Source organism: Oryzomicrobium terrae, assembly GCF_008274805.1.
Lineage (GTDB): Bacteria > Pseudomonadota > Gammaproteobacteria > Burkholderiales > Rhodocyclaceae > Oryzomicrobium > Oryzomicrobium terrae.
This window is the reverse complement of record NZ_CP022579.1, coordinates 2,677,433-2,693,048: the sequence shown is the minus strand read 5'-3', so window position 1 is coordinate 2,693,048 and position 15,616 is coordinate 2,677,433. Positions and strand designations below refer to the sequence as shown.

The 15,616-nt window shown below is 67.9% G+C and carries 17 protein-coding genes; 5 read left to right on the top strand and 12 right to left on the bottom strand.

The features are described from left to right. Positions 1 to 138: 138 nt before the first annotated feature. Together OTERR_RS12160 and OTERR_RS12155 are read right to left on the bottom strand one after the other, a co-directional pair. The gene (locus tag OTERR_RS12160) at positions 139 to 1,518 is read right to left on the bottom strand and encodes a cbb3-type cytochrome c oxidase subunit I (protein WP_054621273.1); all 1,380 of its coding nucleotides are present in this window, start codon (positions 1,516 to 1,518) and stop codon (positions 139 to 141) included. Positions 1,519 to 1,556: 38 nt separating this feature from the next. Next, positions 1,557 to 1,988, bottom strand: coding sequence for a c-type cytochrome (locus tag OTERR_RS12155; protein WP_054621272.1), 432 nt, complete (start codon positions 1,986 to 1,988; stop codon positions 1,557 to 1,559). 235 nt (positions 1,989 to 2,223) lie between these two features. On the opposite strand from OTERR_RS12155, the gene OTERR_RS12150 reads away from it, so the two are divergent. The 4 genes from OTERR_RS12150 to OTERR_RS12135 are packed head-to-tail and all read left to right on the top strand — an operon-like array spanning position 2,224 to position 6,597. Continuing rightward, a complete protein-coding gene (locus OTERR_RS12150) occupies positions 2,224 to 3,420 on the top strand; it encodes an efflux RND transporter periplasmic adaptor subunit (protein WP_149425917.1) in 1,197 nt (398 codons plus the stop codon). Beyond that, a complete protein-coding gene (locus OTERR_RS12145) occupies positions 3,417 to 4,232 on the top strand; it encodes an ABC transporter ATP-binding protein (protein WP_223115946.1) in 816 nt (271 codons plus the stop codon). The genes OTERR_RS12150 and OTERR_RS12145 overlap by 4 nt, the downstream gene beginning before the upstream one ends. Position 4,233: 1 nt before the next feature. Then, complete coding sequence (locus OTERR_RS12140; protein WP_054621271.1) at positions 4,234 to 5,388, top strand: ABC transporter permease; 1,155 nt, start codon at positions 4,234 to 4,236, stop codon at positions 5,386 to 5,388. A 39-nt stretch (positions 5,389 to 5,427) separates the two neighbouring features. After that, the gene (locus OTERR_RS12135; protein WP_246154164.1) at positions 5,428 to 6,597 is read left to right on the top strand and encodes an ABC transporter permease; all 1,170 of its coding nucleotides are present in this window, start codon (positions 5,428 to 5,430) and stop codon (positions 6,595 to 6,597) included. Between the two features lie 326 nt (positions 6,598 to 6,923). Here OTERR_RS12135 and panD read toward each other — a convergent pair whose 3' ends face one another. The 9 genes from panD to hda all read right to left on the bottom strand — a co-directional run bounded on the left by panD (position 6,924) and on the right by hda (position 13,676). Beyond that, a complete protein-coding gene (gene panD, locus OTERR_RS12130; RefSeq protein WP_054621270.1) occupies positions 6,924 to 7,304 on the bottom strand; it encodes an aspartate 1-decarboxylase in 381 nt (126 codons plus the stop codon). A gap of 89 nt (positions 7,305 to 7,393) precedes the next feature. After that, positions 7,394 to 8,242: a pantoate--beta-alanine ligase gene (panC, locus tag OTERR_RS12125; RefSeq protein WP_149425916.1), complete on the bottom strand. Its 849-nt coding sequence runs from the start codon at positions 8,240 to 8,242 to the stop codon at positions 7,394 to 7,396. An 8-nt stretch (positions 8,243 to 8,250) separates the two neighbouring features. Further along, positions 8,251 to 9,063 carry a 3-methyl-2-oxobutanoate hydroxymethyltransferase gene (gene panB / locus OTERR_RS12120; protein WP_149425915.1) on the bottom strand — a complete coding sequence of 271 codons (813 nt, stop codon included), beginning with the start codon at positions 9,061 to 9,063 and terminating at the stop codon, positions 8,251 to 8,253. Between the two features lie 3 nt (positions 9,064 to 9,066). Next, a complete protein-coding gene (locus OTERR_RS12115; protein WP_342780102.1) occupies positions 9,067 to 9,732 on the bottom strand; it encodes a deoxynucleoside kinase in 666 nt (221 codons plus the stop codon). A gap of 11 nt (positions 9,733 to 9,743) precedes the next feature. Then, complete coding sequence (locus OTERR_RS12110) at positions 9,744 to 10,121, bottom strand: DMT family protein (RefSeq protein ID WP_054621267.1); 378 nt, start codon at positions 10,119 to 10,121, stop codon at positions 9,744 to 9,746. After that, positions 10,118 to 10,780 (bottom strand): 2-amino-4-hydroxy-6-hydroxymethyldihydropteridine diphosphokinase, encoded by a 663-nt coding sequence (gene folK, locus OTERR_RS12105; RefSeq protein ID WP_149425914.1) that lies wholly within the window; start codon positions 10,778 to 10,780, stop codon positions 10,118 to 10,120. Before folK ends, OTERR_RS12110 begins: the two co-directional genes overlap by 4 nt. Before the next feature lie 64 nt (positions 10,781 to 10,844). Continuing rightward, complete coding sequence (gene pcnB, locus OTERR_RS12100; protein WP_149425913.1) at positions 10,845 to 12,227, bottom strand: polynucleotide adenylyltransferase PcnB; 1,383 nt, start codon at positions 12,225 to 12,227, stop codon at positions 10,845 to 10,847. A gap of 114 nt (positions 12,228 to 12,341) precedes the next feature. Then, positions 12,342 to 13,013: a histidinol-phosphatase gene (locus tag OTERR_RS12095; RefSeq protein WP_054621264.1), complete on the bottom strand. Its 672-nt coding sequence runs from the start codon at positions 13,011 to 13,013 to the stop codon at positions 12,342 to 12,344. A 15-nt stretch (positions 13,014 to 13,028) separates the two neighbouring features. After that, positions 13,029 to 13,676 carry a DnaA regulatory inactivator Hda gene (hda, locus tag OTERR_RS12090; RefSeq protein ID WP_149425912.1) on the bottom strand — a complete coding sequence of 216 codons (648 nt, stop codon included), beginning with the start codon at positions 13,674 to 13,676 and terminating at the stop codon, positions 13,029 to 13,031. Between the two features lie 219 nt (positions 13,677 to 13,895). Between hda and purM the strand changes: the two genes are divergently transcribed. After that, complete coding sequence (gene purM / locus OTERR_RS12085; RefSeq protein WP_054621262.1) at positions 13,896 to 14,957, top strand: phosphoribosylformylglycinamidine cyclo-ligase; 1,062 nt, start codon at positions 13,896 to 13,898, stop codon at positions 14,955 to 14,957. A gap of 217 nt (positions 14,958 to 15,174) precedes the next feature. Here the strand turns inward: purM and OTERR_RS12080 are convergent, their stop codons facing one another. Next, positions 15,175 to 15,606: a PaaI family thioesterase gene (locus tag OTERR_RS12080; protein WP_149425911.1), complete on the bottom strand. Its 432-nt coding sequence runs from the start codon at positions 15,604 to 15,606 to the stop codon at positions 15,175 to 15,177. Between the last annotated feature and the right edge of the window lie 10 nt (positions 15,607 to 15,616).

Here is a 15,616-nt window from a genome sequence, read left to right as displayed (position 1 = left end):
AGCATCGCCGCGCCAATTCCTTGATCGAAAGAAAAAAAGCGCCCCGTCGGGGGCGCTTGCAAGTCCGGAGCCGGCCGGGGGGATGGAGCCCCTGGCCGGCTGCGGGACGGGTGGTTGGGATCGATGGGCAGTGGCGGATCAGGCCGCCTTGGCGCTGCTTTCGCCCTTGACGAAGAAGCTCAGGATGTAGAGCACCAGGCCGATCAGGAAGACCACGCCGGTCCATTCGCGCATCCAGTAGAACAGGGCCACCTTGTCCTGCACCACCATGAACGGCAGCGGGGTGTCGGAGACACGCTGCAGCCACACCTGGAGGATGCCGGCGGCGGTGAGGAACAGGGTGATGAAGACCATGGCGATGGTCATCAGCCAGAAGCTCCACATCTCCAGAACCTGGGCCTTGTTCGAGTTGGCGGCGCGGCCACGCATGATCGGCATGGCGTAGCTGATCATGCACAGCACGACCATGGCGTAGGCGCCGTAGAAGGCCATGTGGCCGTGGGCGGCGGTGATCTGGGTGCCGTGGGTGTAGTAGTTCACCGGGGCCAGGGTGTGCAGGAAGCCCCACACGCCGGCGCCGAGGAAGGCCATCACACCGGTGCCCAGGGCCCACAGGGTGGCGGCCCGGTTGGGGTGCTCGCGGCGGCGGCGGTTCACCATGTTGAAGGCGAATACGGTCATGGCGAAGAAGGGAATCGGCTCCAGGGCGGAGAAGATGGAACCCCACCACTGCCAGTATTCCGGGGTACCGATCCAGAAGTAGTGGTGACCGGTACCGATCACGCCGGTGACCAGGGTCAGGGTGATGATCACGTACAGCCACTTCTCGATCACTTCCCGGTCCACGCCGGTGACCTTGATCAGCACGAAGGCGAGCAGGGAGCCAAGGATCAGTTCCCACACGCCTTCAACCCAGAGGTGCACGGTCCACCACCAGAAGAACTTGTCTTCGACCGGGTTGGACGGGTTGTAGAAGGAGAACAGGAAGAACACGGCCAAGCCCCACAGGCCGAGCAGCAGCACCGTCGAGATGGCGGTTTTGCGGCCCTTCAACACGGTCATGCTGATGTTGAAGAGGAAGCCCAGGGCGACGATGACGATGCCCACCTTGGTGATCAGCGGCTGCTCCAGGAACTCCCGGCCCATGGTTTCGAGCAGGTCGTTACCGGTGTACTTGGCCAGGGTGGCGTAGGGCACGGCCAGGTAGCCGACGATGGTCAGCGCGCCGGCGACGAGGAACACCCAGAACAGCAGCATGGCCAGCTTGGGACTGAACAGCTCGGTCTCCGATTCCTCAGGAATCAGGTAGTAGGCGCCCCCCATGAAGCCGAACAGCAGCCAGACGATGAGCAGGTTGGTGTGGACCATGCGGGCCACGTTGAACGGAATGGCGGGGAAGAGGAAATCCCCCCAGACGTATTGCAGGCCCATGATCAGGCCGAACAGGATCTGTCCGGCGAACAGGGCGATGGCCGCCATGAAGTAGTACTTGGCGACCCCTTGGGATTGGAATGGCATTGTTTTCCCTCCTGATGGGTTCGGGGTTGAGGTCGGAATCAACCCTGGATGTTGGGCGGCCAGTTGGCGTCGTCGATCTTGTTGATGTGCTCAAGATAGGCGGCAATGGCTTCCAGGTCGTCGTCGGAGAAGTTGAACTGGGGCATCGAGCGGCGGCCGGGGATGCCTTCCACCGGACGGCTCTTGATAAAGCCCTTGATGCCTTCGCGGCCCCCCAGCCGGGTGATGGCGTTGCCCAGTTCGGGAGCGAAGTAGGCACCTTCGCCCATCAGGGTGTGGCAGCCGATGCAGTTGTTGACCTCCACCAGCTTCTTGCCGTGGACGACCTGGGGCGTGATTTCCGCCCGGTGGTCGCGTTTGGGCAATGCCTGGTGGGTGTCGAACGAAAGCGCGAGAAATAACAGGAAGAAGAAAACCGTTCCCCCGTAGAAGATATTTCGCGCCATGGATTTGGTGAATGCACCACTCATGACAGAATCCTCCTTGTAGATTTGACAGGTAACGAACGGTATCGCCCGCCGGGTGGGTGCGACTTTGACTCCCATCAAAAGCGTCAGAAGCCCTTTTCGGCATGCTTGGCGGGCGCTGCAAAAACCCGGTTTTCCCTGATAAAACCTGGTTTTCAGCAGGGTTTTTCGCCCCGGCCCGTACGGCCGTTTTTTCCTCTTTTCAGGGCGGTGGAATGTCCCCGTCCGGATGCAGACCATGTCCCCTGACACCCAGCACGACCTCTCCCGGCTGACCATCGACCGCGGTGCCCTGGCCGCCCGCCCGCGCCGCCGACGCTGGCCCTGGATCGTGGTGGCCGTGGTGGTGCTCGGCGCCCTGGCGGCAGGGCTGGCCGGCCGGCGCGAAGTCGCCGTGGAAACCCTGTCGGTGACCAGCGCCTACCCCTACCAGGCGGTCACCGTGCTCAACGCTGCCGGCTACGTGGTGGCCAGCCGCAAGGCCGCCGTGGCCTCCAAGGCCACCGGCCGGCTGGAATGGTTGGGGGTGCGCGAGGGCTCGCCGGTCAAGGAGGGCCAGGTGGTGGCCCGGCTGGAGAACAGCGACGTGCGCGCCCAGGCCGACCAGGCCGCAGCCAACGTGGTGTCGGCCAAGGCCGAGCTGGCCGATGCCGAGGTGAGCTTTCACCGCACCGAGGAACTGGCCGCCAAGAAATTCATCTCGCCCTCGGCCGTCGATACCGCCCGGGCGCGGCTCAACAAGGCCCGCGCCGCCCTGGCCCAGGCTCAGGCCGCCAAGCGTGCCGCCGACGTGGCGGTGGACCAGACCCTGATCCGGGCGCCCTTCGACGGGGTGGTGCTGACCAAGGCGGCCAACGTCGGCGACGTCATCACCCCCTTCTCCTCGGCCACCGACAGCAAGGGCGCGGTGGTGACCATGGCCGACATGGCCAGCCTGGAAGTGGAGGCCGACGTGTCCGAGGCCAACCTGGCCAAGATCCAGGTCGGCCAACCCTGCGAGATCCAGCTCGACGCCTTCCCCGACGAGCGCCTGCGCGGCCGGGTGTCGCGGCTGGTGCCGACGGTGGACCGGGCCAAGGCCACGGTGCTGGCCAAGGTCCAGTTCGTCACCCCGGACGGCCAGCCCGACCCGCGCCTGCTGCCGGAAATGGCCGCCAAGGTGGCCTTCCTTTCCCGGGAGATGAAGGACAGCGAGCGCCAGCCCTTCATCGCCGTGCATCACGACGCGGTGCAGGGCGAGGGCGACCAGGCCAGCGTGTTCGAAGTGCGTGACGGCGTCGCCCACCAGCGCGAGGTGCGCCTGGGCGAGCGCTACGGCGACCTGGTGGCCCTGGCCGCCCGGGACGGCGAGCCGCTCAAGCCGGGGACCCGGCTGGTGGCCCGGCCCCCCGCCGGGCTCAAGGACGGCGCCCGGGTCAAGGTGGAAAGCAAGTGACTGGCGCATTCGGGGCGTTGCCAGGCTACCCGTCTGCCGCGGCGGGGGGCGGCGGCAATGGCGCCGCTGCTGGCGGCTCGGCCCTGCCTCCCCTGGTCCAGCTGCGCCAGGTGGCCAAGGCCTACCGGCGCGGCCAGCAGGTGGTCCCGGTGCTGGCCGACATCAGCTTCGACATCGCCCCCGGCGAGTTTCTCGCCCTGATGGGGCCCTCCGGCTCGGGCAAGAGCACCCTGCTCAACCTGATCGCCGGCATCGACCGGGCCAGTAGCGGCGAGATCCGGGTGGCCGGCGAGGACATCGCCGCCTACGGCGAGGCCGAACTGGCCGACTGGCGGGCGCGCACCATCGGCTTCATCTTCCAGTTCTACAACCTGATGCCGGTGCTCACCGCTCTGGAGAACGTGGAACTGCCCCTGCTGCTCACCCGCCTGTCCCGGGCCGAGCGGCGCGAGCGGGCGGCGGCGGCCCTGGCCATGGTCGGCCTGGCCGAGCGCATGGACCACATCCCGAGCGAGCTGTCCGGCGGCCAGCAGCAGCGGGTGGCCATCGCCCGGGCCCTGATCACCGACCCGGTGCTGATCGTCGCCGACGAGCCCACCGGCGACCTGGACCGGGAATCGGCCCACGACATCCTGCGCCTGCTGCAGCGGCTCAACCGGGAGCTGGGCAAGACCATCGTGATGGTCACCCACGACCCCCATGCCGCCGGCCACGCCCACGCCATCATGCACCTGGAGAAGGGCGCCCTGTCGGGGCGGGAAGAGGTCGGCACGGCCCGCGCGGCGGCGGAACCGATCGGGAGCGCCGACTGACGTGCTGCTCGTCCTGGCCTTCCGCAACGCCTTCCGCCACCGTCTGCGCACCCTGCTGACCCTGGCCGGGCTGACCGTGGCGGTGACCGCCTTCGGCCTGTTGTCCACCGTGGTGGACGCCTGGTACGCCGGAGCGGAGGGCGCCTCCAACGCCCGGCTGGTGACGCGCAACGCCATTTCCCTGGTCTTTCCCCTGCCCGTCAATTACCGGGAGAAGATCCGTCGGGTGGATGGCGTGGTGGGCATCACCCATTCCAACTGGTTCGGCGGCATTTACAAAGAGCCGAAGAACTTCTTCGCCCAGTTCGCCGTGGAAGCCGACACCTTTCTCGACCTCTACCCGGAGTACGTGCTGAGCGAGGCCGAGCGGCGCGACTTCCTGCGCGACCGCAAGGGCTGCATCGTCGGCAGCAAGCTGGCGGCCACCTACGGCTTCAAGGTGGGGGACACCATCCAGCTGAAGGGCACCATCTTCCCCGGCACCTGGGAATTCGTCGTGCGCGGCATCTACCGCGGGCGCGAGGCCAAGACCGACGTCAGCCAGATGCTCTTTCACTGGAGCTACGTGAACGAGACCATCACCCGCCTGATTCCGCGCCGCGCCAACCAGATCGGCGTGTACGTGGTGAAGATCGACGATCCGACCCGGGCGGCGGAGGTCAGCGCGCGCATCGACGCTGAATTCAAGAACACCAGCGCCGAGACCCTGACCGAGACCGAAAAGGCCTTCCAGCTGTCCTTCGTCTCCATGACCGAGGCCATCGTGGTGGCCATCCGCGCCGTCTCCTACCTGGTCATCGTCATCATCCTGGCGGTGATGGCCAACACCATGGCCATGACCGTGCGCGAGCGCACCGCCGAGTACGCCACCCTGAAGGCCCTGGGCTTTCCCCCGGGCTTCGTCGCCGCGCTGATCGTCGGCGAATCGGTGGCCATCGCCCTGCTCGGCGGCCTGATCGGCGTGGCCCTGACTTTCCCCCTGGCGACGGTGTTCGCCCAGGCCGTCGGTACCCTGTTCCCGGTGTTCAACGTCAGCGCCGAAACCGTCGCCCTGCAACTGCTCTGCGCCCTGGGCGTGGGGCTGCTGGCGGCGGCGGTGCCGGCGCGGCGGGCCATGGGCATCCGCATCGTGGACGGCCTGCGGGCGGTGGCGTGAGGTGCACATGGTGAGTGTGGTGAGTCCGGTGTATACGCGATGCTGACCCTGCCCCTCGCCTATTCCCTGCGCAACCTGTGGGCGCGGCGCCTGACCACGGCGCTCACCGCCGGCGGCATGGCCTTGGTGGTGTTCGTCTTCGCCGCCGTGCTGATGCTCGACGAGGGCCTGCGCACCACCCTGGTGGCCACTGGCAGCGACGACAACGTGGTGGTGATCCGTCGCTCGTCCGAAACCGAGGTGCAGAGCGGCGTCGAGCGGGTCCAGGCGGCCATCGTCGAGAGCCTGCCCGAGGTGGCCCTGGGCGACGGCGGCGCCATCCTGGCCTCGAAGGAATCGGTGGTGCTGATCTCCCTGTACAAGCGCGGCACCACCAAGCCGGCCAACGTCATCATCCGCGGCGCCGGCCCCCAGGGCCTCCAGCTGCGCCCCCAGGTGCGGTTGGTGGCGGGGCGCATGTTCCGCCCGGGCAGCAACGAGATCATCGCCGGCCGGGCCATCGCCGAGCGCTTCGAGCGCGCCGGTCTGGGCGAGCGGCTGCGCTTCGGCGGCCAGGAATGGCTGGTGGTGGGGGTGTTCGACGCCGGCCGCACCGGCTTCGATTCGGAAATCTGGGGCGACGCCGACACCCTGATGCAGTCCTTCCGCCGCACCGCCTACTCGTCGATGGTGTTCAAGCTGGCCGACCCGACGCGCTTTGCCGCGGTCAAGACGGCCATCGAAGCCGACCCGCGCCTGACCCTGGAGGCCAAGCGCGAGACCCGCTTCTACGCCGACCAGTCGGAAACCCTGTCCAAGTTCATCAGCATCCTCGGCGTCACCCTCTCGCTGATCTTCTCGGTGGGGGCGGTGATCGGCGCCATGATCACCATGTACGCCGCCGTGGCCAGCCGGGTCGGCGAGATCGGCACCCTGCGCGCCCTGGGCTTTCGCCGCAGCAGCATCCTCTTCGCCTTCCTCGGCGAATCCCTGCTGCTCGCGCTGGTGGGCGGCGTGGCCGGGCTGGTGCTGGCCTCGTTCATGCAACTGGTGACCATCTCCACCATGAACTGGCAGTCCTTCGCCGAGCTGGCCTTCTCCTTCACCCTGACCCCGGCCATCGTCGCCAAGAGCCTGGGCTTCGCCCTGTTCATGGGCTTCGTCGGCGGCTTCCTGCCCGCCTTCCGGGCGGCACGGCTGAACATTGTCGATGCCCTGAGGGCCGCGTAGTTAGGGGGTCTCCACGGGGTATGCCCGGAGATCCGCGCCCTGCCTTGCTCTCCGGGGTGGCATCGTCGAACCCCGCGCCAGTCCTAGGGTTTAGGGCGGTGCTATTTCCCGTCCCGGGGCGAGGAATCCACCGCGCCGCGCCGCCGCCGAACTCGGCCCAGGTTCTCGGGGGCTGAGCAATCCCGGCGGTGCGTGACCGGGCCGGGCCTTGTGCCCGGTCCGTGCCGCGACGGCCGCGACGGATTTCCCGGCCCCCAAAAGCACAACGCCCCGCACGGGGCGGGGCGCTGGGGGCCGAAGCGGCAGAACGGGCGGCGATCAGACGATCAGGCAGCCTGAACCGGGATCTGCTTGCTGTGGCGAACCATGCGGTTCTGGGAGTCGACGTACACCAGGTCCGGCTCGTGGCGGGCCAGTTCGGCCTCGGAGTAGGAGGCGAAGGTGGCGATGATCAACAGGTCGCCGGGCGCGGCGCGGCGGGCGGCGGAGCCGTTCACCGAGATGACGCCCGAACCGCGTTCGGCGCGGATCGCGTAGGTGGTGAAGCGCTCGCCGTTGTTGATGTTCCAGATGTCGATCTGCTCGTATTCGCGGATGTTAGCCGCGTCCAGCAGATCCTCGTCGATCGCACAGGAGCCCTCGTAGTGGAGCTCGGAGTGCGTCGTGGTGACGCGGTGCAGCTTGGACTTGAGCATGGTGCGTTGCATGGCGAATCCCTATGCCGAAGGTTGGGGAGGGGGCATTGTAATAGCCTACTTCCTGCTGTCAACGCCCGAGTTGTTGCAAAAAAACCTCATCAAATCTCAAGGTTATCAATCAGTCGCGTCTTGCCCAGACGGGCCGCGGCAAGAATCACCAGTGGCACGGCGTTTGCGCCGGTTGCCGGGGCGGCGGCGGGGGAGGGGGGGGTCAGGTCCGACTGTTGCCGCAACGCAACATAATCGGTTTGCCAGCCGGCGGCATTGAGGGCTGCGACGGCATCCCGCTCCAGCTTGGCATAGTCCCGCTCGCCGGCAAGCACGGCGGCGCGCAGGGCGGCGAGGGTGCGCGCCAGGCGCGGCGCTTCGGCCCGCTCGGCTTCGCTCAGGTAGCCGTTGCGCGAGGACAGGGCTAGGCCGTCGTCGGCGCGCACCGTGTCACCGCCGACGATGGCGATCGGCAGGGCCAGCTGGCGCACCATGTGGCGGATCACCATCAGCTGCTGGTAGTCCTTCTTGCCGAACAGGGCTACGGCGGGCTGGACGGCGTTGAACAGCTTGAGCACCACCGTGGCGACGCCGCGGAAGTGGCCGGGGCGGCATTCGCCTTCGAGCAACTCCTGGACCGGGCCCGGGTCCACCTGGACGGTCTGAGGCTCGGGGTAGAGGTCGGCCTCGGTGGGGGCGAACAGAATGTCCACGCCCGCCTCGCGCAGCTTGGCGCAATCGGCCTCGAAGGTGCGCGGGTACTTGTCGAAGTCCTCGTTGGGGCCGAACTGCAGGCGGTTGACGAAGATGCTCGCCACCACGGTGTCGCCGTGGGCGCGGGCCTGCTCCATGAGGGAGATGTGGCCGGCGTGGAGGTTGCCCATGGTGGGTACGAGGACGATGCGGCCGCGCCCGGCGAGGGCCTCGCGCAGGGCGGGAATGGCGGAAATGACTTGCATGGCGGTGCTCAGTAACAGTGTTCCGGGCCGGGGAAGGAGGCGTCCTTGACCGCGGCCACGTAGGCGGCGATGGCGGCGGCCACGGAGGGCTGGCCGGCCATGAAATTCTTGACGAAGCGGGCCTTCTTGCCCGGCGACAGGTCGAGCATGTCGTGCAGCACCAGCACCTGGCCGGAACAGTGGGCGGAGGCGCCGATGCCGATGGTGGGGATGGCGATCAGATCGGTGACGGCCTGGGCCAGGGCTTCGGGAATGGCTTCGAGCACGATCAGGCTGGCGCCGGCGTCCTGCAGGGCCAAGGCATCGGCCTTGAGCTTTTCCGCCGCCGCGTCGGTCTTGCCCTGGACCCGGTAGCCCCCCAGCTGGTGCACCGACTGGGGGGTGAGGCCGATGTGGCCGCACACCGGCACGCCGCGGCTGGTGAGGAAGCGCACCGTCTCGGCCATTTCCACGCCGCCTTCGATCTTCACCACCTGGGCGCCGGCGGCGAGCAGGGGCACGGCGTTGCGGAAGGTGTCCTCCGGGGTCACCTGGGAGGTGCCGAAGGGCATGTCGGCGATGATCAGGGGGCGCTTCGAGCCCCGGGCCACGGCGGCGGTGTGGTAGGCGATGTCGGCCAGGGTCACCGGCAGGGTCGATTCATGGCCTTGCAGCACCATGCCCAGGGAATCGCCGATGAGCAGGGAGTCCACACCGGCGTCGTCGCACAGGCGGGCGAAGCTGGCGTCGTAGCAGGTCAGCATGGCGATCTTGTCGCCGGCGGCTTTCATCTTGGCCAGGTCGGCGGTGGTCAGGCGGCGGGTGTCGGCATGAACGGACATGGATCAACCTCCCAGGTTGAAGAATTCACGGTGGCTGCGCTGAGTGGCCAGCCGCTCTAACAACAGGTGGAAATCGTCGTCCCGGTCGGCGAAGTTGAGATTGTCGGAATTGACGATCATCACCGGGCAGGCGTCGTAGTGGTAGGCGAAGTGGCTGTAGGCGTCGGCCAGGCGCACCAGGTAGGTGTCGTCCACCGTGCGCTCGTTGGCGCTGGCGCGGCGGCGCACCCGGGCGATCAGGTTCTCCGGCGCGGCCTGGAGAAAGATCACCAGGTCCGGGGCCAGCTCGGGCAGCGGCGCTTGCTGGCGGATGCGCTGGTACAGGGCCAGTTCGTCGTCGTCCAGGTTGAGCCGGGCGAACAGGGCATCCTTTTCGGCCAGGAAGTCGCACACCACCGGAGTCGCCTCCGCCGGCAGCAGGTGCTCCTGCAGCGCCGCCAGCTGTTCGTGGCGCTTCAACAGGAAGTGCAGCTGGGTGGGCAGGGCGTAGCGGTGACGATCCTGGTAGAAGCGGCCGAGGAAGGGATTGGCGTCCGGGTCCTCGATCAGCGGGCGGGCCTGCAGGTGGGCCGCCAGGCGGCGGGCCAGGGTGGTCTTGCCCGCGCCGATGGGCCCTTCCACGACGATGTGGCGGGCCTGGGCAAGCAGGGGTTTGGGGGAACCGTTCAAGGGCGATCCAGTCATGAGCGGAAGATGAAGTACACCGCCCCGCACAGACACAGCGCGGCCCACAGGTAGTCGAGCTTGAGGGGCTGGTTCATGTAGAAGACCACGAAGGGCACGAAGACGGTGAGTGTAATGGCTTCCTGGAGGATTTTTAGCTGGGCCAGGCTGAGCTGGCTGGCGCCGATGCGGTTGGCCGGCACCTGGAGCAGGTACTCGAACAGGGCGATACCCCAGGACAGCATGGCTGCCAGCCACCAGGGCCGGTCCGCCAGGTTCTTCAGGTGGGCGTACCAGGCGAAGGTCATGAACACGTTGGAGGCCGACAGCAGCACCACGGTGCGCAGGATCACCGGGGCATCGCTGACCATGGCGATGACGTTGCTCAGGCTCATTCGGGCAATTTCTCGATGTCCTGCAGACGCACTGCCGGCAGCCAGGCGGCCACCGAGCCCCGGCCGGGCAGGGCCAGCTGGGGGGCGATCTCCGCCAGGGGGGTGAGGACGAAGGCGCGCAGGTGCAGGCGCGGGTGGGGCAGCAGCAGGGTGGGCAGGGCGCCGGCGGCCAGGTCGGCGGCCAGATCCGTGCCGCTGGCGGCGAGGGCAGTGGCGTTGTCCCCTGTCGTTTGTGTCGCCGCTACCGCCGCACCTGCCGCACCTGCTGGTTTCGCCGGCCACAGACCGGCCAGATCGTCGTAGAGCAGCAAGTCCAGATCCAGGGTGCGCGGCGCCCAGCGCGGGTGGCTGTGGTGGCGGGTGCGCCCGCCGGCCGATTCCAGGGCGAGCAGGGCCGCCAATAAGGCCTGGGGCGATAGCGAAGTGGCCAGTTCGGCCACGGCGTTGATGTAGTCCGGCTGGACTTCGCCCGGGTTGGCGGTGATGGCGGCGGTGCGGTACAGGCTGGAGGCTGCCGCCAGGCGACAGTCCGGCAGCTGGTCGAGGGCGGCGAGGGCGGCGTGCACCTGGGCCACCGGGTCGCCCAGGTTGGCGCCCAGGGCGACGTAGGCCCGGTGCGGCAAACCGGGGAAAGAAGGGGAAGAGGGGAGTTCGGCCATGACGATGCCGGCGGATGGGTGCGGCGGGGCGGGGAGGCTAGGAGCGGCGTCCCCGCCGGTCGGCTTATTGAGGCGGTTGGCCGGACGGGCCGGCGCCGTCGGCGCCGCTACCCTTGCGGTTGTTGCTGCGCCGGCGGCGCTTTTTCCGGGCGCCGTCGCCCTCGCCCTTCTTGTCCGGCACGAGCATGTCCTGCTGCTCGTCGTAGTCGGCCACCATGAAGGCGCTCCACCAGTCGGCCAGCGCTTGCTCCACCTCGCCGGAGGCGGCGCGCAGCAGCAGGAAGTCGTAGGCGGCCTTGTAGCGGGGCTGGTCGAGCAGCAGGAAGGGGCGCTTGCCGGCGCGTGCTTCGAAGCGCGGCTGGAGCATCCAGATTTCCTTGATGTCGCCGGCGATGCGCCGGGTGATGGCGAGCTTCTGGCACTGCTTTTCCAGCACCTGGTCCATGGCCGCCATCAGGGCCGGAATGCGCCGCTCGCCCTTGTTCAGGTTCTTGTCCCACTGGGCCAGCACTTCGTGCCAGAGCAGGGTGGCAAAGAGGAAGCCCGGGGAGATCGGCTTGTCTTCCTTGACCCGCCGGTCGGTGGCTTCCAGGGCGAGGCGGACGAACTTCTCGCCGCGGGGCTGTTCCAGGATCACGTCGAGCAGCGGCAGCAGGCCGTGGTGCAGACCCTCCTCACGCAGCTGCTGCAGACACTTTAGCGAATAGCCGGAGGTGAGCAGCTTGAGCATCTCGTCGAACAGGCGCGCCGCCGGAATGTTCTCGATCAGTTCGGCCATCTCGCGGATCGGCCGGCGCGCCGCCGGGTCGATGGACAGGCCCAGCTTGGCCGCCAGGCGTACGGCGCGCAGCATGCGCACCGGGTCTTCCCGGTAGCGCACCGCCGGGTCGCCAATGATGCGCAGGGTCTTCTGCTTCAGGTCGGCGACACCGTGGTGGTAGTCGAGGATGGTCTCGTCGGCCGGGTTGTAATACAGGGCGTTGACCGTGAAGTCGCGCCGCGCCGCATCTTCGGCCTGGCTGCCGAAGACGTTGTCGTGGAGCACTCGGCCGTGCTCGTCGGTTTCGGAATCGTGCAGGCCGCGGAAGGTGGTGACCTCGATGATCTCGTCGCGCATCACCACGTGCACGATCTGGAAGCGCCGGCCGATGATGCGGGCGCGGCGGAAGCAGCGCTTGACCTGTTCCGGCGTGGCGTTGGTGGCCACGTCGTAATCCTTGGGGTCGCGGGCGAGCAGCAGGTCGCGCACCGCGCCGCCGACGACGAAGGCCTCGAAGCCGTTTTCCTGGAGCACCTCGCAGACGCGGCGGCCGCCGTAGGAGAGCTGGTCGCGGGTGACGCCGTGAGAGGACCGGCCAATCCGGGCCGCCTCGGTGACGAGGCCCTTCCCGGCCCCTTTCGGGCCACGGATGCGGGTAATGGCGCGGGTAATCAGCTTGCGGATCATCGTGGTGAGTGTGGGATCAAGTCAGCGGAGCCGTGCAGTGCACAAAATGGGGCGCAGTGTACGCCGGAGCGGAGCGCTTGGTAAGCGCTGCGGCAACATCGCGGGATGCGGGGCTCAGCCACGCAGGCTCAGCACTGGCCAGCCATCCCGTTCGGCGCGGCTGCGCAGGGTCGGGTCCGGATCCACTGCCACCGGGTGGCTGACCTTTTCCAGCAGCGGCAGATCGTTGTGGGAGTCGCTGTAGAACCAGGTCTTGGCGAAGCTGCCCCACCACAGGCCCTGGGATTCGAGCCAGGCCTCGACCCGGGTGATCTTGCCGGCCTGGAACGAGGGGATGCCGGTAGGGGCGCCGGTGAAGCGGCCCGAGGGCACGTCCACCGCCGGGATGGTGCCAATCAGGTGGGGGATGCCGAATTCCCGGGCAATCGGGCCGGTGACGAAGGAATTGGTGGCGGTGACGATGGCGCACAGGTGGCCGGCGTCCAGGTGGCGGGCCACCAGTTCCCGGGCCGGGGCGCCGATCAGGGGGCGGATGCGGTTGGCCACGTATTCGGCGTGCCAGGCGTCCAGCTCGGCCCGGTCGTGGCGGGCCAGGGGGGCGAGCTGGAAAGCGAGGAATTCGTCGATATCCAGGGTCCCGGCCTTGTAGTGCTCGTAGAAGGCCTTGTTCTTGGCTTCCTGGATCTCGGCGTCAACCGCGCCTTTACCGATAAGGAATTGGGCCCACTCGTAGTCCGAGTCGCCGGAGAGCAGGGTGTTGTCGAGGTCGAAGAGGGCAAGTTCCATGGGGCGTTGTCTGAATCAGGTGGAGTGCAGCACTTCCCGCAGCAGGGGCAGGGTGATGGGGCGCTTGCGCTCCAGGGAGAAACGGTCGAGGGCGACCACGATGGCGGCCAGGGAGCCCATGTCGCGGGGGGCGTGGCGCAGCAGGTAGTCCACCGCCCCCTCGGGCAGGGCCAGGCCCCGGGCGGCAGCCTGGGCGGCGATGGCGGCGCCCTTTTCGGCGTCGGAGAGCACTTGGGCCCGGTAGATCAGACCCGAGCCGAGGCGGGTGCGCAGGTCCTCGCGCAGGCCCACCGCAGCGGGGGGCTGGTGGGCCGCCACCAGCAGCTTGCCGCCTTCGGCCTTGAGCCGGTTGAAGCCGTTGAACAGGGCCTGCTCGCCGGCGGCATCGAGGGCATCCACGTTGTCCACGGCGACGAAGGGTACGTCGTCGGGCCAGGCGGCCAGGGCCGGGTCGGTAGCGGCGTCGAGATACTCGGCGCCGCTGGCACGCAGCAGGTGGGTGCGGCCGCTGCCCGTCTCGCCCCACATATAAAAGAGCGGCTCCTGGCTTCGCTCCGACAGCCAGCCGTTGAATCCGGCGATCAGCTCGGCGTTGCCGCCGACGACGAAATTGTCGAAGGTGGGCCGGGCTGCGGGCATCAGGTCGAGGAGCAGTTGGCGCATGGGGAGGGTTGGCTGGGGTGGAGCGGTGTTTTGAGCTAAAATCACGCGTTTTCAGTGGGCTGGCCGCAAGGCACCAAGGGCGCGATTCTAGCATCTTGCCCCGTCCATCCTTCCAGCCCGCGCGGCGCCCCGGCCTGTCCGGCGCCCGGCATCGACCCGTGCCGACGCCCCATTGGCCTGGCTGTCCGTCCCTTTCGTCTTCTTTTGCGCCTTTCCGTCATGACCCAACAGACTTCCTCCTCTTCCTCCCCGCTCTCGTACCGCGATGCCGGTGTGGATATCGACGCCGGTGATGCGCTGGTCGACCGCATCAAGCCCCTGGCGAAAAAGACCCTGCGGGAAGGCGTCATGGCCGGCATCGGCGGCTTCGGCGCCCTGTTCGAAGTGCCCAAGAAGTACAAGGAGCCGGTGCTGGTGTCCGGCACCGACGGCGTCGGCACCAAGCTCAAGCTGGCCTTCGACCTGAAGCGCCACGACACCGTGGGCATCGACCTGGTGGCCATGAGCGTGAACGACATCCTGGTTCAGGGCGCCGAGCCCCTGTTCTTCCTCGACTACTTCGCCTGCGGCAAGCTCGACGTGGACACCGCCGCCCGGGTGGTGGGCGGCATCGCCGCCGGCTGTGAGCAGGCCGGCTGCGCCCTGATCGGTGGCGAAACCGCCGAAATGCCGGGCATGTACCCGGACGGCGAATACGACCTGGCCGGCTTCGCCGTCGGCGCCGTGGAAAAGTCCAAGATCATCAACGGCTCCACCATCGTCCCCGGCGACGTGGTGCTCGGCCTGGCCTCCTCCGGCGCCCACTCCAACGGGTACTCCCTGGTGCGCAAGATCCTGGCCCGCGCCAACCCGGACGTGGATGCCACGTTCGACGGCGACAAGACCCTGGCCGACGCCATCATGGCTCCCACCCGCATCTACGTGAAGTCGGTGCTGGCCCTCCTCGCCGCCATGCCCGAGGCCGTCAAGGGCCTGGCCCACATCACCGGCGGCGGCCTCACCGAGAACGTGCCCCGCGTCCTGCCCGAGAACGTGGTGGCCGACCTGGACAAGTCCGCCTGGCCCCGTCCCAAGCTGTTCCAATGGCTCCAGGCCGAAGGCAATGTGGCCGAGGACGAGATGCACCGCGTCTTCAACTGCGGCATCGGCATGGTGATCGTGGTCCCGGCCGACAAGGCCGCCGCCGCCCAGGCCGCCTTGGCAGCCGCCGGCGAAGCCGTCTGGCAGATCGGCACCATCCGCGCCCGCAACGGCGACGAGCACCAGACCCAGGTGCGCTAAGCAGGCTTCCACGCTATGCCGGCTTAGCCGGCGTGGTAGTGCCCCAAACGCCAAGGGCGGCCCGGAAGTGATTCCGGGCCGCCCTTGGCGTTTTTACTGCGACCGCTTGCACCGTGGAGGGCGTGGTGACACCGAGATCGCCACGATTTTGCTCTGTGCTTTTTACTTTGCGTGCTCCGCGTCTCTGCGGGCTCTGCGTCGAGTGCTGTTACGGTTTTCAGCCCTTCGGCCAGAGAATCATCTGGGTGCAGCGGAACAGGGCGATGGTGCGGCCGGTGGCTTCGTCGCTGACCACCGCGTCCCACACCTGGGTGGTGCGGCCCAGGTGCTGGGCGGTGGCGACGCAGGCCACGGCGCCGTCGCGCACCGTGCCCAGGTGGTTGCTCTTCAGTTCGATGGTGGTGAACGATTCGGCGCCTTCGGGCAGGTGGGCGATGGTGGCGTAGCCGCAGGTGGTGTCGGCCAGGGCGACGATGCTGGCGGCGTGGAGGAAGTCGTTGGGGGCGAAGTGCAGTTTCTTCACCGGCATGCGGCTGGTGAGGCGCTTTTCCGCCAGTTCGACCATCTCGACGCCGAGGAAGCCCGGCAGGTACTCGCCGCCGCGGGCGTTGAGTTCGGCGACGGAAATTTCGGGGCGCAGCCGGCTCATGGGTGGGTCT

Bases quoted from the DNA above. Each gene is read 5' to 3' on its own strand.
- OTERR_RS12160 (WP_054621273.1), bottom strand. From the start codon at position 1,518: ATGCCATTCCAATCCCAAGGGGTCGCCAAGTACTACTTCATGGCGGCC.
- OTERR_RS12155 (WP_054621272.1), bottom strand. From the start codon at position 1,988: ATGAGTGGTGCATTCACCAAATCCATGGCGCGAAATATCTTCTACGGG.
- OTERR_RS12150 (WP_149425917.1), top strand. From the start codon at position 2,224: ATGTCCCCTGACACCCAGCACGACCTCTCCCGGCTGACCATCGACCGC.
- OTERR_RS12135 (WP_246154164.1), top strand. From the start codon at position 5,428: ATGCTGACCCTGCCCCTCGCCTATTCCCTGCGCAACCTGTGGGCGCGG.
- panD (WP_054621270.1), bottom strand. From the start codon at position 7,304: ATGCAACGCACCATGCTCAAGTCCAAGCTGCACCGCGTCACCACGACG.
- panC (WP_149425916.1), bottom strand. From the start codon at position 8,242: ATGCAAGTCATTTCCGCCATTCCCGCCCTGCGCGAGGCCCTCGCCGGG.
- panB (WP_149425915.1), bottom strand. From the start codon at position 9,063: ATGTCCGTTCATGCCGACACCCGCCGCCTGACCACCGCCGACCTGGCC.
- OTERR_RS12110 (WP_054621267.1), bottom strand. From the start codon at position 10,121: ATGAGCCTGAGCAACGTCATCGCCATGGTCAGCGATGCCCCGGTGATC.
- folK (WP_149425914.1), bottom strand. From the start codon at position 10,780: ATGGCCGAACTCCCCTCTTCCCCTTCTTTCCCCGGTTTGCCGCACCGG.
- pcnB (WP_149425913.1), bottom strand. From the start codon at position 12,227: ATGATCCGCAAGCTGATTACCCGCGCCATTACCCGCATCCGTGGCCCG.
- OTERR_RS12095 (WP_054621264.1), bottom strand. From the start codon at position 13,013: ATGGAACTTGCCCTCTTCGACCTCGACAACACCCTGCTCTCCGGCGAC.
- hda (WP_149425912.1), bottom strand. From the start codon at position 13,676: ATGCGCCAACTGCTCCTCGACCTGATGCCCGCAGCCCGGCCCACCTTC.
- purM (WP_054621262.1), top strand. From the start codon at position 13,896: ATGACCCAACAGACTTCCTCCTCTTCCTCCCCGCTCTCGTACCGCGAT.
- OTERR_RS12080 (WP_149425911.1), bottom strand. From the start codon at position 15,606: ATGAGCCGGCTGCGCCCCGAAATTTCCGTCGCCGAACTCAACGCCCGC.